This is a genomic window from Halosimplex aquaticum, from assembly GCF_028747785.1.
Lineage (GTDB): Archaea > Halobacteriota > Halobacteria > Halobacteriales > Haloarculaceae > Halosimplex > Halosimplex aquaticum.
Map to the genome: position 1 here is coordinate 763,540 of NZ_CP118158.1, position 14,870 is coordinate 778,409.

Annotated in this window: 14 protein-coding genes and 1 tRNA gene; 3 read left to right on the forward strand and 12 right to left on the reverse strand. The window is 67.2% G+C overall.

All coding sequences use genetic code 11. The features are described 5' to 3' along the window. Window positions 1-20: 20 nt before the first annotated feature. Genes PSC72_RS03730 through PSC72_RS03745 form a run of 4 tightly spaced genes read right to left on the reverse strand, consistent with a single transcriptional unit; the run spans window position 21 to window position 2,583 of the window. Complete coding sequence (locus PSC72_RS03730) at window positions 21-671, reverse strand: 30S ribosomal protein S3ae (RefSeq protein ID WP_274324548.1); 651 nt, start codon at window positions 669-671, stop codon at window positions 21-23. Beyond that, a complete protein-coding gene (locus PSC72_RS03735) occupies window positions 668-964 on the reverse strand; it encodes a KEOPS complex subunit Pcc1 (protein ID WP_274324549.1) in 297 nt (98 codons plus the stop codon). Before PSC72_RS03735 ends, PSC72_RS03730 begins: the two co-directional genes overlap by 4 nt. Further along, a complete protein-coding gene (locus PSC72_RS03740) occupies window positions 961-2,118 on the reverse strand; it encodes a hypothetical protein (protein WP_274324550.1) in 1,158 nt (385 codons plus the stop codon). Before PSC72_RS03740 ends, PSC72_RS03735 begins: the two co-directional genes overlap by 4 nt. Beyond that, on the reverse strand, window positions 2,119-2,583 hold the full coding sequence (locus tag PSC72_RS03745; protein ID WP_274324551.1) for a 30S ribosomal protein S15: 465 nt from the start codon (window positions 2,581-2,583) through the stop codon (window positions 2,119-2,121). Window positions 2,584-3,083: 500 nt separating this feature from the next. Between PSC72_RS03745 and PSC72_RS03750 the strand changes: the two genes are divergently transcribed. Then, window positions 3,084-4,502 carry a DUF7289 family protein gene (locus tag PSC72_RS03750; RefSeq protein ID WP_274324552.1) on the forward strand — a complete coding sequence of 473 codons (1,419 nt, stop codon included), beginning with the start codon at window positions 3,084-3,086 and terminating at the stop codon, window positions 4,500-4,502. Window positions 4,503-4,715: 213 nt separating this feature from the next. Here PSC72_RS03750 and PSC72_RS03755 read toward each other — a convergent pair whose 3' ends face one another. From PSC72_RS03755 to PSC72_RS03775, 5 genes are all read right to left on the reverse strand, one after another. Then, complete coding sequence (locus tag PSC72_RS03755; RefSeq protein WP_274324553.1) at window positions 4,716-5,492, reverse strand: DUF7289 family protein; 777 nt, start codon at window positions 5,490-5,492, stop codon at window positions 4,716-4,718. Then, window positions 5,489-6,043, reverse strand: a complete 555-nt coding sequence (locus tag PSC72_RS03760; protein ID WP_274324554.1) for a DUF7266 family protein — start codon at window positions 6,041-6,043, stop codon at window positions 5,489-5,491. Before PSC72_RS03760 ends, PSC72_RS03755 begins: the two co-directional genes overlap by 4 nt. Continuing rightward, complete coding sequence (locus PSC72_RS03765; RefSeq protein ID WP_274324555.1) at window positions 6,036-6,941, reverse strand: DUF7261 family protein; 906 nt, start codon at window positions 6,939-6,941, stop codon at window positions 6,036-6,038. Before PSC72_RS03765 ends, PSC72_RS03760 begins: the two co-directional genes overlap by 8 nt. Continuing rightward, window positions 6,929-7,492, reverse strand: a complete 564-nt coding sequence (locus tag PSC72_RS03770; RefSeq protein ID WP_382261841.1) for a DUF7288 family protein — start codon at window positions 7,490-7,492, stop codon at window positions 6,929-6,931. Before PSC72_RS03770 ends, PSC72_RS03765 begins: the two co-directional genes overlap by 13 nt. 110 nt (window positions 7,493-7,602) lie before the next feature. Beyond that, entirely contained in the window at window positions 7,603-8,076 is a 474-nt protein-coding gene (locus PSC72_RS03775; RefSeq protein WP_274324557.1) for a DUF7287 family protein, read from the reverse strand. Window positions 8,077-8,432: 356 nt separating this feature from the next. Here PSC72_RS03775 and PSC72_RS03780 point away from each other — a divergent pair. Together PSC72_RS03780 and PSC72_RS03785 are read left to right on the forward strand one after the other, a co-directional pair. Beyond that, window positions 8,433-8,504: transfer RNA gene (locus PSC72_RS03780), tRNA-Ala, on the forward strand. Between the two features lie 301 nt (window positions 8,505-8,805). Continuing rightward, complete coding sequence (locus PSC72_RS03785) at window positions 8,806-9,720, forward strand: hypothetical protein (protein ID WP_274324558.1); 915 nt, start codon at window positions 8,806-8,808, stop codon at window positions 9,718-9,720. A gap of 90 nt (window positions 9,721-9,810) precedes the next feature. Here PSC72_RS03785 and PSC72_RS03790 read toward each other — a convergent pair whose 3' ends face one another. The 3 genes from PSC72_RS03790 to PSC72_RS03800 form a co-directional block, all read right to left on the reverse strand. Beyond that, window positions 9,811-10,053 (reverse strand): hypothetical protein, encoded by a 243-nt coding sequence (locus PSC72_RS03790; RefSeq protein WP_274324559.1) that lies wholly within the window; start codon window positions 10,051-10,053, stop codon window positions 9,811-9,813. A gap of 94 nt (window positions 10,054-10,147) precedes the next feature. Further along, entirely contained in the window at window positions 10,148-12,247 is a 2,100-nt protein-coding gene (locus tag PSC72_RS03795) for a type II secretion system F family protein (protein ID WP_274324560.1), read from the reverse strand. Then, the gene (locus tag PSC72_RS03800) at window positions 12,244-14,763 is read right to left on the reverse strand and encodes a type II/IV secretion system ATPase subunit (RefSeq protein WP_274324561.1); all 2,520 of its coding nucleotides are present in this window, start codon (window positions 14,761-14,763) and stop codon (window positions 12,244-12,246) included. The genes PSC72_RS03795 and PSC72_RS03800 overlap by 4 nt, the downstream gene beginning before the upstream one ends. Window positions 14,764-14,870 lie beyond the last annotated feature (107 nt).

Genomic DNA, 14,870 nt, shown 5'->3' on the forward strand with positions numbered 1-14,870 from the left:
AAATCGAAAGGCGTGCGTCGTCAGTCGGCGGTCTCGTCGACGGCGACTTCCTCTTCGTCGACGTCGACGGAGGTCTCCTCTTCGGCGGCGACTTCCTCGGGGCGTGCCTCGAGGGTCAGCTTCTGGATCTCCACGCGGCGCAGCGGGTAGATGGTCTTCGCGTCGTTGTAGATGGCCGAGGAGAGACGGCCCTCGACGACGCTGTCGACGAGTTCCTCGTACGTGCGGTCCTGCGCGGACTCCTCGACGATGTCGATCATCGTGCGGCGGATGGCCTTCTCCTGGCTCTCGTCGGCGCTCTTGGTCGTGAGCGCGACGGGCTGGATCTGGACGCGGTAGTCGTCCTCGGTGAGGACGGTGATGTACGCCTGGATCTTCGAGGAGCCGCGGCGCACGAGCGAGCGCAGGTAGTCCCGCGTCAGCTCGTGTTTGACGAACTCGGTGTACGCCGAGTCCGACGCGACCTCGTTGACCTTGAAGGTCAGCTTGGTGTTGTTCTCGCTGGCGTCGTTGCGCAGGTCGCCCAGCGTGGTTTCGATGGTGCGGCCGAGCACCTTGTCCGGTTCGTCCGCGGGGGTCTCACCGAGTTCCTCCCGGTCGAACTGCTCGGGAGCCATCAGTGTGTACCACCGCTTCTCTTGCTTGCGTCGTGAGACTGATCGTTCGCTCATGTGTTGGTGTCTGTGTCGGGTGTGTCGTCTGTCTGCGCTGTGCTCCGTTCCGCGTGATCCTCGTCGCCGTCGTCGCCCTCCGCGCCGAGCCGCGAGGCGACCCGGCAGTTGACCACGTAGTCGTCGACCGTCGACCGGAGCCCGCCGGTCGTCTCCCGCGTCACCGCCGTGACCACCGCGTCGCCGTCGACGCGCGTGTCCATCTCCGCGGTGTTGTCGGGAGCGAGCGCGGCGGCGACTCGCGTCGCGGCCTCCTCGTCACCGTGGGTCGTCGTGATCGTCGCTCGTCTCATAGGGCCTCCCTGAACGCCGTGATGAACGCGCCCGTCTCCACGTCGAAGCGGGCGCGCCCCGTCGTCCCGGTCGCGTCCGCCGCGGCGGTGCCGTCGACGCCCTCGGCGGCCGTCGCCAGGACGGATTCGAGGTCGCGCTCGTCGGACGCGACCGCTGCCGCGCCGTCCGCGACGGCAAGCGTCACGGGCTCGGGCGAGCGGTAGTCGTGGACGAGTCGCGCCATCGTGCCGACGGGCGCCTCCTCGGTCTCGGCGCGGGCGACGAACAGGCCGTCGTACCGGCCGGTCGTCGCGTCGGCGACGGCGTCGTGGGCGCGCCGGGCGTGCGAGCGCCACGCGTCGAGCGCGACCGCCTGCACGTCGTGACCGAGCGCGAGCGCGACGCCGGTGCCGGGCTCGTCCCGCGCGAGCGCGTCGAGGACGTCCGCGTAGCCGCCGATAGTGCCGAACGGGCCGCCCGCGAACGGGCGGAGCGCCCGCTCGACCGCGCGGCCGCCCCGCGGCGGGACGTCGTCGTCGCCGGCCGCTCGCAGCGCGACCAGCGAGGCCACGCGACGGCGCTCGTCGTCGTCGAGCGCGCTCGCGTCGAGACCGTCGTCGCTCGGGTCGAATCCGAGGTCGGCCAGCGCCGCCGCGGTCGCGTCGGCGTCGCCGGAGAACGGCGCGTGAACGAGCGTCGAGTGGGCGAGGCCGTCCACGAGGTCGCTCGTCGGAACGGCCACGCCGGGTCGGCGCTCGATATCTGCGTCCGCGGCGGCCTCGGCGGCCGAACCGTCGAGCGCGCGTCCGTCGGCGGTGACGCCGGCGAGCGCGAGCGCGAGGTCGGGTTCGGTGCCGAGTTCACGGGCCACCTCGAAGGCCGTCTCGCTGGCCGGCCGTGCGGCCGCGGACAGCGAGCAGTCGGCCGTCGGGTCGGCGCGTCCGACGGCGACGGTCAGGTCGGCGTCGGTCGCGCGCTCGGCGTCGGCCGGGAGCGTCGCGAGACTGATCTGGAAGGGGCGATCGAGGTCCGTCAGCGCCCGCGCGAGGACGCCGCTGGCGGCCAGCCCGTCGCCGGTGGCGGCGCCGACGAGGCGGACGAAGCCGGCCTCGCGGAGCCGCCCGGCGAGTTCGCCGGCGGCAGCGTCGTCTTCGGAGCGGGCGGTGGCGGACATCTATTCGAGGAGTTCCGCCGCGGTGTCGGCGCTGTAGGTGAAGTCCTCGTCCAGCTCGTCGCCGCGGTAGTAGTCGGCCAGGCGGCGGATCTTCGCCTCCGTGTTCTGGAGCGCGCGCTTGTTCTGGTGGTCGGTCGGGTTCTCGTCCATGTGCTCGTGCAGGCGGACGGCCCGCTCCAGCAGGTTGCGCAGGTCCTCCGGCAGGTCCGGCGCGGCGTCGTTCTCTTCGAGTATCTCGGTGATCTTCTTGCCGGTGGCCAGCGAGACGTCCGGGACGGGCGTCCCGTTGACGCCTTCGTCGCGGAGCTTCAGGCCGATCTCGCTGGAGCTGAGGCCCTGCTCGGCCAGTTCGACGACGCGCTCTTCGATCGCCGATTCGTCTACGTCGCTCCACTCCGGGGGTTCGTCGACCGCCGGCTTGTCCGAGGAGGACGAGCCACGGCGGCGTGTATGCATTCGTGCCATGTGTCTGAATTGGAACGCGACTGACCGCTGTTCGGCGGTCGTGAGACCGCGCAGTGCGTGTGTGCGCCGCGGCGGGTCTCACGGGTGCGAGACCCCCGGATCGGCGCGAACACGGCCGCAATCCCGAGTCGCGCAATCGCGCGACGATGTCAGATTTGCGGTCGTGCGTTCCCACCGGAGAGTACCTCCTCGCACACTAAACAGTTTCCATCGGCCAGTGGGGAGGACGGCTGATCGACTGAAGGGTAGCCAGGACGGCCGATTCGTCGACCCGTGGCCGTGACGACCGGTCCGCCGACGAAGCCCCTCACCGACCGACTACGGGTCGATAGGGCCGCCGCCGGCCCGGTTCGAGCCGTTATCAGTGGCGATACGGCCCGTTTTCGCGAGATACAGGGGATGAGCCGTCGAATTGGTCGACGGGCCCCGATCTAACTTCAATCGTGATAAACGAAGGCGCGCGTTTATTGACCGGGGTGTCGAACGGAGAGCAGAAACCGATGAGTCAGGACGCTCGGGGCGTGAGTAACGTGTTGGGGATCGTACTGCTGTTCGCCGTCGTCATCGCCGGGACCGCGCTGGTATTGTCCGTCGGGGCGGCGGCGTTGGACGACACGAGCAACGGGCTCGACGTCAGCCGGGCCGAGAAGGCGCTGACGCAGTTCGACTCGCGGAGCGCGATGGTCGCGCTCGGGGGCACGAGCCATCAGGGGGTAGAGCTGACGGCCGCCAGCGGCGCTACCTACCGCGTCGACGACACCGCCGGCTGGATGAACGTCACCATCTACAACCAGTCCGCGGACGAGACGAAGACGCTGACCAACGTCACGCTCGGCGCCGTCCGCTACGAGAACGGCGACCACGACATCGCCTACCAGGGCGGCGGCGTCTGGAAGGGGACCGAAGCGGGGACGACCATGCTCTCCCCGCCGGAGTTCCACTTCCGGGGGTCGACCCTGACGCTGCCGATCATCACCGTCGACGGCACGCCGACTCTCGGCTCCAGCGCGACGGTCAGCAAGGGCGGCCAGACCCACGTCCGCTACCCCAACGCGACCGCGGACGCCAACTTCACGAACCCGCTCGACACGGGGTACGTGAACGTCACCGTCCAGAGCGACTACTACGAGGCGTGGGGGCGCTTTTTCGTCCAGCGGACGCAGGGCAACGTGAGTTACAACCACTCCCGGGAGACCGCCCGCGCGAAACTCGTCGTCCCGTTCGACGAGAGCTACGACAACGTCCTCGCGGCGACCCAGCCGGGCGGGATCCGCATGAACGGCAACGATCCGTCTCCCTCTCCCTCGGAGACCGGCATCAACTACCCGCTCCCCGACGGCCGCATCGAGGACCGCATCGAAGACTGCACGACCGACACGTCGGCGTGCTCGGACATGCCCACGGGCGACCCGTTAACGATCACCAGCGGCGGGACGTACTACACGGACTCGTACGTCTCCGAGGCGATCGAAATCGACAACCCCGGCGACGACGTCACGATCGTCGTCGACGAGAACTTCAGCCCCGACGGGGTGTCGATCACCAGCGACTACAACACGACGATTCTCGTTCGCAACTCCGTCGACATGGGCTCGGGCGACTACTTCAACGACGGCGGACCGGCCGGCAATCTCTCGGTCGTCGTGCACTCCGACGGGGCGGTCAACGGCAACGGGAACTTCAAACTCGTCGGCCTGCTGTACGCGCCCGGATCGGACTGCAACATGAACGGCGGCGGCTCCGTCGACCCGAACATCGTCGGCGGGGTGGTCTGCGAGAGCATCACGGTCAACGGCAACCCCAACGACTTCAGTTACGACCCCAGCGTCGAGAACACCAACCTCAAACTGGAGGGCGACATCACCCCGGTCACCTACCTCCACGTGACGGAGAACCCGGTCAACGTCACCAGCAAGTGAGCGCGGCCGAGGCGACAGACCGATTCTCCCGCTGTTGTGTCCGGAGGGCGACCGGCCGGATCCTTCGAGCGATCTCGGGCGGCTGATTCGTTCGAGCAATGTTGGGCCTCTGACCGTGCTACTCGACAGAGAGACCAGCCCAGCGGACGCGACGCGCGGAAGCGTCCCCGGTGGCCTCCAGACCTCCGGCCGCGAGAACAGTGGCCGGTCGAGTCAGGGCTTCAACTGGACCGCGATCCGGACTTCGGTGACGAATAGCTGCTCGGGCGTCTCGTCGAGTTGGCAGGAGACCCGCTCCGATCCCGACCGGGAGCACGTCAGCGCCGGGTCCCGACCGAGCATCGACAGCCAGAGGTCGCGCCGGGGCGAGGTCACGTTGATCCAGACGTCGTCGTACTTCCCGGTGTCGTCGGCCACGGGGACGAGGCGGTCGTTCGCGCTCGCGCGGACGAGGACCGTTGAGCTCTGGATCTGCTGGCCGGTGTCGGTCGCCGAGACCGTCGTGACGATCGGGATCAGCGTGCGCTCCTTGTCGAACACGGGGGACCACGACTGGACGACCGTCCCGCCCTGCGGGTCGTCGCGGAAGATGGCCCCCATCGCGTAGACGAGTTCCGTGTCGCCGTCGTCGTAGACGATCGGCCGGATCTTGTGCGTTCGGTTCACCAGGAACGAGGGGTCGCTGGTGCTCTCGTTGGGGTCGCGGACCGTCACGATCGTCTCGTTCGCGAGCGAGAGCGACGCGTCTTCGAGGCTGATCTCGGTCGCGCGGCTGGGCGCGCCCCGTTCGGCGATGTCGCCCATGTTGTCCGAGAGCACCTCCATCGCGCGGACGGCGTTGTCGGTCTGCTGGGCGTCGCGAGCCGATTCGAGGCTGGCGAGGCCCGACAGCGAGACGATGCCGACCACGCTGACGATCATCGCGAAGACCAGGACGAAGCCGACGACGTCGCTCACCGCGCGCTCGTCGCCGGCCGGCCGACCGTTCATCCTCGCACCTCCAGGTGCGGGCCGCTGGGGTCGTAGACGACGCTGACGTCGCCGCCGGACACCGCACCGGCGGCCACCGGCGTCTCGGTCTCGATCCGGATCGCGACGGAGACCGACGGGTTCGTCGTCGAGAGGTTCAACCACTGCTCGGACCCCGCGTGGGTGACAGCGACGTTGTAGTGCGAACCGGCGATAGACGGCGGGAGCGACGCGTTGACCGCGACCGTCTGCGTGCTCGCGCCGGCGCGGACCAGCCGGTCCGCGGCGACGACGTCGCCGGCGAGTTGCTGCCCGACGACGCCGAGTTCCGTCCTGACGACTTCCGTCCGCTGCTGGGTCACGAAGTCGCCCGCGGCGACGAACAGCCCGGTGACGACCAGCGACGCGACGGCGAGGGCGAGCGTGTACTCCAAGGTCGTCGATTGAGCGCGGTTCGCGCCTGCGAACCGACCGACGCCCGCGAGCGCGCCGAGCGCCGAGCGCCCCTTGCCGCGGTCAGTCGTCGCTTCACCGGCGAATCGCCCGCGACGGCGCGGCGGCGGGCTACCCATCGCTCTCACCCGGGGCGACCCGAATCGTCGAGCGGTAGCGGACGTCCGACGACCAGTAGACCAGGTCCACGCTCATCGAGTAGAGCACGTTCTCGTACTCGCTGCTGGACAGTTCGCCGGTCGGCGTTCCGTCGACCACCATCGTGTACTTCCCGTCTGCGACCGATCCGTTGCGGATTTTCAGGTCGTACGACCCGGAGACGCTCCCCAGGTCGAGGGCCGGGCAGCTCGTCCCGCCGACCGTCCCCGAGGAGACGTCGACGGTGAGCGGCAGCGTCGCCGTGTTCGTGCACGACTGGTAGCTCCCCGAGTCGTTGACGCCGACCTCGTACGCCGAAGTCGTCGTGTTGTAGGAGACGTTCAGATACCAGGTCTCGTGGTCGCCGGCGACGACCCACAGTTCGTCGCTGTCGGTCCCGCTCCAGCTCTGGACGCCGACCCGGAACTTGCGGGTGTTCGAGACCCCGTCGACCAGCGTCCAGTCGCCCGTGCCCCCGTTACCGAGGTCGCTGGGGTCGTTCGTGACGTTGATCCCCGGCGTCGTCGCGACGCTGACGTTCGTGAGCTGGGCGTGGGCCGCCTGCTGGCGCCGGGTCGCGTTGTGGTAGGTCTCCATGGCGTCGGTCACGCTCTGGTTGAGCGCGTCGTGGTCGCCGCTGTGGTGGCTGTGCGCGTAGCGGAACGCGTCTGTCGCGGCCGTCTCCGTCGCCCGGTGGAAGGCGTGGGCGTTCGACGTCTCCGCCGACTCGCTGCGCGTCGCGAGGTTCTCCGTGTAGATGGCCGCGTTCATCACCAGCGCCAGCGCGATGAACACGACCGCCAGCGCGAACGCGCCGACCAGGATGATCTGGCCGCGGTCGCGGTCCGGTCCCCCGACCTCCGGCCTCAGATCCGCCACACGACCACCTCCACGTTGATCACGTTGTAGACGCTGGAACTCGACGGCTGGGGCGCGAAGTACGTCGGTTCCCCGCTGACCGTCGTCCCCGTCGGGTCGCCGTTCTCGTCGCGGATCTCGTCGTTCACCATGAGCGTCAGCGACCACGTCGCGCGGACCGCGTGGTCGCTCGGCTGTCCCTGATAGACGTACCGCTGCGTGTGGGTCCGCCAGTCGGACCCCTGGTAGCGCAGGTAGACGTTGTACGCGATGCCCTTCCTGTCGAACGACCGTTCGAGCATCGTCCCGAAGCGGTTCGGCGGCGCCCCGGTGGTGAAGTAGCCGACCTCGCCCGTGTGGTAGAACTGCTCGCTCGTCGCGTTCCACGAGAGCAGCGCCCGTTCGAGCGCGCCGGTCTCTGCCGCCGACGCGAGGACGCCCCGCGCCGTCGATTCCTGCTGGTTCTCGATGTGCTGGCTCGACGTGCTCGCCGACAGCGGCGTCACAGCCGTCATCTCCAGCGCGAACACGACCGCCGACAGCAAGATCAGACTCGCGACGATGCCCTCCAGCGTGTGCGCCTGTCCGCGGTCGCCGCTCGTTCCGTCCGAGGCGCCGCGTCCCTCCCGGCCCCCGCTCCCGTCTCCGCGACTTGACGGCGACCGCGGCGGCCGACGAGCGCTCACCACATCACCACCTCGACCGTGACGTCCCGTCCGTCGAGTAGCGCGACTCGCTGCGCGCTGACCGTCTTCCCGCCGCTCCCCGCCGGGTTCGACCCGTCGGTCAGGACGGTCCCGCAGCCCGCGCTCTGCTCGACGAGCGAACTCCCGTCCCAGCAGAGTATCGCGTCTTTGCTCGACCCGACGTCGCCCCTGATCGTCACGTTCACCGGCGTCCGGTCGACGACGCCGACGCGCTCCTGGATCGGATCGCCGTCGAATCCGCACGCCGTGAACGACTCGTCGAAGAACGCTCGCGTGCACTCTCCGTCGAGCACGTACGGGGCGCTCGCGTTGCCCAGCGACCGCTGGGTGAGGTCGTCGGCGACGCGATTGACCGCCGGCGTTTCGGACTGCCCGCTGTCCGAGAACGGCTCCAGCATCCCCGGGACGAACGCCATCGCGAACGTCAGCGCCAGCAGGAAGACGCTCATCCCGATGGCGAAATCCAGCGTCGTCTGACCGCGCTCGCCTCGACGGCGGTGCCGTCGCTCTATACGCTCCTCTCGCTGTGAGCCCGTGCCGTGTGTCTTTACGGGCCCCGTTAGGTCCCCGAGTCCTCGCATTGTGTGTCTCTGCCGGTCGCCGCGGACGCCGTCCCCCGAAAGCGCCGCGGGTTCCGAGCCTTGCCGACTGAACGACGGTCCCCGTTATATCCGTTGGCCCGACAGTACAGAAATTGATACTCCGATGGTTGATATGCTGACAGTACGGCCGTGTCACTCGATGACGATCGGCCGCCCGCTTCGATGGGTTTATGAAAAGTCCCCGGATACGTGTTTTTGTAGGCGGGCTCGTAGATCAGTGGTAGATCATCCCCCTGGCACGGGGAAGGCCCCGGGTTCAAATCCCGGCGAGTCCACTTCCTTCCGTTCGCTTCGCTCACTCCAGTCAGCGGACTCGCCGACCCTCGCGAACGCAACGCGTTCGCTCGGTCCCGGCGAGTCCACACCACTTCTTCCTGTGGGGTTCCTCGCGAGCCGTCGGCTCGTTACGGGACCTCGTCCACAGAAACTCGGGAAGCCGCGAACGCTCCGCGCTCGCGTACGGTACGCATCGTTCCCCTCGGCGCGGATGCCGGCGGTTAACGCTCTACCACAGTTCCCTCGACGCGACTTCACCCGCCGAAGCCGTATTGTACCTCAGGTCCGTAGCGTCGCCCAATGGGAAAACGGGCGGTCGTCCTCGTGGCGCTTGTTCTCCTGTCGGGGTGTAGCGCAGTTCCGTTCGGGAGCGACAGCCAGCAGGGCGCCCCGACGGACACCGTCACGCCCGTTCCGGTAACCGACGCCGACGGGGGTGCGACCGCCACGGCAACAGCTGCCGACCTCCCGCCGGGCGTCAGCGCGGACGGGTCAGTCAACGCCATCGAACTCGCCCGGGCGCACAGCGCGTACGTCGAGAACCGGTCGTACACCTGGTTCGTCGACTACGACACAGGCGAACAGGACTTCCTCGGCGGGGTGTTCACCCGTCGAGCCGTCGTCGGCAACGGGAGCTTCTTCGTCCAGCAGGCCAGCCTCGGCTCCGGCGCGAACACGTCGCTGTACGTCAACGAGTCGGGCGGGTTCCTGCGCTCGACGGAGGGCAACGAGACGCGCTACGACCTGATCGAGGTCCCGGGCGACCATAGCCAGTACGTCTTCGCAGACGCCGCCATCCGGCGGTTCCTCAACGGAGCGAGGTTCGCCGTGACGACCGTCGAGCGCGGGGGCCAGACCTACTACCGTCTCTACACCGCCGACGGACCGGTCCCCGACACGCTCGCGTCGTCGTCGGTCGCGATCCGCAACTACAGCGCGACGGCGTACGTGACGCCCGACGGATTCGTCCGGTCGCTGTCGGTCGAGTACGATCGCTTCGTCGGGGGCGACCGGTCCGACGTGAGCTTCCGATACGACTACAGCGGCGTGGGCGAGTCGACGCCGCGGGCGCCCACTTGGATTGGGAACGTATCGCGACGGTCGACGCCGGAACCGGTCCAGCCGGGGACGACGGCGCCGAATGGGACGACCGCACCCGGCGGCTCGACCGCGACGACTGACGAGCCGACCGCGACAGACGAACTCGACGAGTAGCCGACCGCGACAGACGGCGCTATCGGGCGGTGAGCGGGAAGAAGACGGAGCGGAAGCCGTGTCGGTCCGCGCAGCGACGGAATAGCTGATTCAGGACCTGAGAGTGAGCATCCCGTCGTTGACCGACAGGTCGGTCACCTCGTCGGTGACCTCGAACTCGAACTGCCGGTCGCCGGCGACGACGATGGCCGTGTCACCCACGACGTCGAGCTTGGCGTCGACCTGCTCGCCGAAGTCGACGACGATTACCGTCTGCCCGTCGACGTCTCGGCGGGTGATCGCGATGTCCTCGTCCTCGGCCGCGGCTGACTGGAGCGTGGATGGGGCCTCCATAGGTTCGGTTGGGCCCTCGCGTACCTAAGGGCGTTGCCGGGGTACGCCGGACTCGTGGCGACAGCCTACGGCGGAGAGAACGGGGCCGGTCGCGTCACGACATGAGCGTGACGACGTACCAGACCACGAGTGCGATCGTCGGGAGCACCACGGCGAACTTGACGCCGGCGAGCAGGCTCACGTCGCGGATGTACCCCGCGATGAACGAGGACAGGAGCGCCTGCAGGACGACGGCGTGGAAGAACAGCACCGAGAGCATGTGCGTGTTGACGCCGCTGAAGTTCCCGCCGGGCGCTTGACTGCCGCCACCGCCCGACGAGGCGGACTGGCTGGCCAGGTCCGCCATCACGTTGAGGAACTTGATCTTCAGAAGCGCCATCACGCCCAGCAGGGTGAGGTAGGTCATGATGATGATGACCATCTGCATCCGCGTGCGCGACTTGCGCTCCAGGTCGATGTCGTCCTGGTTCTCCGAGGCCTGCGCGGCCGTCGAGAGCACGTCCTGGATCTGGCTGGACGCCTCCTGGGCCTCGCTGATCAGCTTGACCGTCCGGGCGAGCCGGGGGATGTGATAGCGGTTGTTGAACTCCCGGAGCGCGTTCTTGAGGCTGGTGCCGTAGTTGACCTTCGCGTGCATCGTCTCAAGCTCGTCGGCCATGCGGCCCGAGGAGGTGTCGGCGACGACCCGGATCGATTCGAGGAGGGTCATCCCGGTGTCGTTGGCGCTGGCGAGCTTCCGGAGGTTCTCGGAGAGGTTACCGACGACGCTCCGGCGGGTCCGGAGGTTCCACTCGTAGAAGACCGCGAGCGGCAGTAGGTTCACGTAGATCGGGACGTAGACCCACATGAACGTCCCCGTGATGACCGGGTAGGTCCACCGCTTGTCCGGCGTGTTGAGCTTGTCCGGCACGTCGGCGCCCACCGGGACGACGAGCTCCGAGATGGTCATCGGCGCCAGGTGGAAGATGACGACGACCGCGAAGAAGGCGATCGTTATCGGGATCGTAAAGCCGAGGACGAACAGCGGGTTGTCCCGGAAGAAGATGTGGGGCCGCTTGAGGATCTCCGTCGCGCGGTAGGTCCCCTCGCGGCTCTTGATGCGGTCGAAGACGCCGTAGGTGCCCGTGTACCCCTCGACGAGGCCGAGACTCAGGAGCCCGTCGTCGGCCTCCGAGTAGGTCTCCTCGGCGTCCCGGTCGGGGCGGAGGTAGCCGTCGCCGATGGAGTCCTGGGTGACCGTCGAGGTGAGCACGAGGAACCCGACGCCGGTCAGCGGGATGAGCCCGTAGACCGTCCCCATCATCATGTCCATCTTCGACCCCGAGGACATCATGCTCATGATGACGAGGATGATGATGAGCAGGAGCGGGAACAGCGAGAGCGTCATGTACATCTCGCCGAACAACTCCAGCGTGTCCAGCATCTTCTTCTGCTCCTGCTTGGCCGTCCGCATGTGCTTGTCCTTCTGGTCCTCGAGGAACGAAGTCATGTCCCCGCCGGAGTCGACGATAGAGAGCATGTCCGTCAGGAACTGGCTGAGTTCGTCGCTGGGCGTCTCCAGCGCCTGGTTGCGGATCGCCGTCCGGTAGTCGGTGTCGAAGTACTCCGTCTCGAGGACGAGCGACTGGAACTCCTTGGCCACCTCGCCGTAGGTGTCGTCGGCCTGGGCCATCGCCTGCAGGATTTCGAGCTGGTTGAGACCGCCCACGGAGAGGGCGTACATGAAGGCGATCGAGTCGGAGAGGAGGACGTTTATCTCGCGTTTGCGCGCGTTCGACCGGAAGTACGGTATCGAGACGAGCGAGCCGAAGCCGACCCCGAACCCGATGGCGCCGAAGACGATCCCCGAGACGAAGATGATCGCGGGGACCTTCAGCGCCGAGACGACCGGCCGGATCGAATCGGGCAGCCGGAGGCCGATGAACTCGGGGTTGGTGATGCCGAGCATCTGGACGATCAGGTACCCGAGTAACATCCCGAGCAGCCAGAGGGTCACGCCGGCGACGGTGCCGACCGCCAGCGCGCGCGAGATGTACATCTCGACGTTGTCGTCCATCCGCGCTTCGGCGAGCTTGTCGTCGATGCCCTTGACGAAGTCGCCGTCCTCGTCGAACAGCGTCTGGTAGAGCGGGTAGAACGTGTCCCCGACGGTGTTCGCGCCGCCGAGCTGCTTGGACTCGCGCCCGAGGCTCATGCCTCGTCAGCCTCCGCACCGGCCGCGGGCACGAACTCGCTGAAGTCGATCTCGTCGTCGTCCTCTTTCTCGACGGGCGTGATGTCGGTCTCCTCCTCGTCGACGCCCGAGCCCGTCAGCGCGCTCACGATGTCCGAGGTCTCCTTGTCGCGGAACTGCTGGAACAGCGGCTGCGCGTTCTCCAGGATGTCGCCGGCCTCGTCGAGCATCTCCGCCGGCGGGTCCGGCCGCGGGACCATCTCCTCTTTCTCCGGGTCGATGTTGATCTTGACCGACTCCATCTCCCGGAGGTCCTCGAGCGAGCGCTCCAGTTTGTCCTCGGCGATGAGGGCCATGATGGTGTCCGGGTCGTTGATGAACGCCTGGACGGCGGCCGCGACCTCCGTGTAGGTGTTGAGGTTCTGCTCGATGAGGTACGCGAGGACGACCTTCCGCATGAACAGCTCCTCGTCGAGCCGTTCCTGTTTCCACCCGCGGTCGAACTTGAGCTCCTCCAGCGTGTTGGAGTTGCCCATCTGGAGGAACTCGTCGGTCTCGGCCTGCCACTCGTAGACGTCGCGGACGTTGATCTCGTCGTGCTCCGCGGAGTACTCGTTGATCTCGGTGAGGTTCTTGTTCCGGCGGACCTTGTTGCCGTCGACCCGCGTCTGGGTCTGGATGGACACCAGGTCCAGCGCCGTGAACAGCGTCTTCGAGACGTTGATCGGCTCGGTCGTGAACCGCTTGATGACCTCGCCGACGGTGTCGGCGTGGAAGGTGGAGTAGGCCGTGTGCCCGGTCGACATGACCTGGAAGAGGTCGCGACCTTCCTCCCCGCGCACCTCGCCCATGACGATGTAGTCGGGGCGCTGACGCAGTGCGGCCTCCAGCAGGTCGAACTCGTCGACGTCGCCCTTGTCGTCCTCGCCGAACGAGGGGCGAGTCACGGAGGCGACCCAGTTACGCTGGGGCAGTTCGACCTCGCGGGTGTCCTCGATGGAGACGATCTTCGCGTTGCTCGGGATGAACAGGGAGATGGCGTTCAGCGACGTCGTCTTCCCCGAGGCGGTACCTCCGGCGAAGATCATCGACTTGTTGTTCTCGATGCACAGCCAGAGGAACGCCATCTCGTCGAGCGAGAACGTGTTCCAGTTGATGAGGTCCACCGGCGTGAACGGGACGTCCTTGAACTGACGGATGGTGTAGTTGGTCCCGTGGTCGGAGACCTCCTCGCCCAGGGTCAACTGGGCGCGCGACCCGTCCGGCAGGGTCGCGTCGACCTGCGGCTGCCGCTTCGAGATGCCCTTGCCCGACCGCTGGGCGAGTTTGACGACGAAGTCGTCGAGCGACTGCTTGCCGTGCTCGACGTTCGTGATGATGTTCTCGTACTCCGTGTGGTAGACGAACACGCGGGAGTTGTACCCGTCGCAGGAGATGTCCTCGACGTTGATGTCGTGTTTGACGGGGTCGATCCGCGCGTAGCCGACGAAGTCCCGTTTGAGGCGGTAGAGCAGTTTCTCGACCTGGTACTCGTTGAGCGTCTTCGGGTCGTCCTCGATGACGACCGGCTCGGGCCGCGCCTCGATACCGTCGAGTTCTCCGCCTTGCGTCTCGATACCGACTTCCATGCCGAGCGCCTCCTTGAACTGGTCCATGATCCCGAGGTCCCCCTGTTGCCCGGGCGTGTAGAGGTCGTAGCGTTCGAGCAGGCGCTCGGTCTCGCGCTGGATGACGTTGGCGCGGTCGGCCTCCGATCCCTCGACGACGACGTCGTCGTCGGAGTACTTGATGGCGGATCTGAGCTTGCCCGAGAGGAAGCTGACGAGGTCGGACTCGATGTCGTTCTCGTAGGGCTCGATGGCGTAGTACTTCTTCTCGTTCTCCTTGCGGGAGTGGAAGATGACGACGCAGGCGTAGGGCTTGTTCACCCAGTAGCGCTCGACCTCGACGAAGTGGGCCTTCTTCTCCAGCGGGACGGCCTTCTCCAGGTCGTAGCGGTTGACGACCGTCGTGTGCCCGTCGACCGTCGAGAAGAAGGCGTCCTCGTCGAGGTCGGGGTTCACGTCGACCGTCCGCTCGTCGACGATGGCCGACAGCCGTTCGGCGGCGTTCCCCCCTTCGCTCAGTCGGTCCTCCGTCTCGTCCGGGTCGAACCCGAGGTGCTCCTCGGGTTCGAAGGGGATCTTCTCCCCGTCGCTGTCACGGGGGATCTCCCCGTCCTCGTCGTAGTAGTACTCCTGCTTGAAGTGCTCCCAGGTGTAGCGGTCCTTGACGACGAACGAGCGTTCGGCCTCGATCCGGTCGCCCCAGACCTGGTCGAGCGTCTTCGCCGCGCTCGCGCCCGACTGGAGCTTGTCCTCGATGTCCAGCGGGTCGAAGCCCAGGTACTCGCTCCGGTCGAACCTGCCGCCCGTATGCACGTCCCGCCGCAGGTCGTTCCACGTGTACTCGCCGACGGTCGGGCCGCCCCCGGAGAACCGGTCGCCCCCTGACCCGACCTGGTCTGACTCGTTGCCCCCCGTACCATCAATTGCCATTACAGGCTAACTACTGGTAAGACAGAAAAAGCTTTACGCCCACGAGGTTGTCGCCGATAATTCCGCGTAACGCCGATAAGACGGCCGTATACGGCCCCTACTTCCAG

What these genes read in the sequence shown, in the direction of transcription:
- PSC72_RS03730 (WP_274324548.1), bottom strand. Translation starts at nt 671, where the DNA reads ATGAGCGAACGATCAGTCTCACGACGCAAGCAAGAGAAGCGGTGGTAC.
- PSC72_RS03735 (WP_274324549.1), bottom strand. Translation starts at nt 964, where the DNA reads ATGAGACGAGCGACGATCACGACGACCCACGGTGACGAGGAGGCCGCG.
- PSC72_RS03740 (WP_274324550.1), bottom strand. Translation starts at nt 2,118, where the DNA reads ATGTCCGCCACCGCCCGCTCCGAAGACGACGCTGCCGCCGGCGAACTC.
- PSC72_RS03745 (WP_274324551.1), bottom strand. Translation starts at nt 2,583, where the DNA reads ATGGCACGAATGCATACACGCCGCCGTGGCTCGTCCTCCTCGGACAAG.
- PSC72_RS03750 (WP_274324552.1), top strand. Translation starts at nt 3,084, where the DNA reads ATGAGTCAGGACGCTCGGGGCGTGAGTAACGTGTTGGGGATCGTACTG.
- PSC72_RS03755 (WP_274324553.1), bottom strand. Translation starts at nt 5,492, where the DNA reads ATGAACGGTCGGCCGGCCGGCGACGAGCGCGCGGTGAGCGACGTCGTC.
- PSC72_RS03760 (WP_274324554.1), bottom strand. Translation starts at nt 6,043, where the DNA reads ATGGGTAGCCCGCCGCCGCGCCGTCGCGGGCGATTCGCCGGTGAAGCG.
- PSC72_RS03775 (WP_274324557.1), bottom strand. Translation starts at nt 8,076, where the DNA reads ATGAGCGTCTTCCTGCTGGCGCTGACGTTCGCGATGGCGTTCGTCCCG.
- PSC72_RS03785 (WP_274324558.1), top strand. Translation starts at nt 8,806, where the DNA reads ATGGGAAAACGGGCGGTCGTCCTCGTGGCGCTTGTTCTCCTGTCGGGG.
- PSC72_RS03790 (WP_274324559.1), bottom strand. Translation starts at nt 10,053, where the DNA reads ATGGAGGCCCCATCCACGCTCCAGTCAGCCGCGGCCGAGGACGAGGAC.
- PSC72_RS03795 (WP_274324560.1), bottom strand. Translation starts at nt 12,247, where the DNA reads ATGAGCCTCGGGCGCGAGTCCAAGCAGCTCGGCGGCGCGAACACCGTC.
- PSC72_RS03800 (WP_274324561.1), bottom strand. Translation starts at nt 14,763, where the DNA reads ATGGCAATTGATGGTACGGGGGGCAACGAGTCAGACCAGGTCGGGTCA.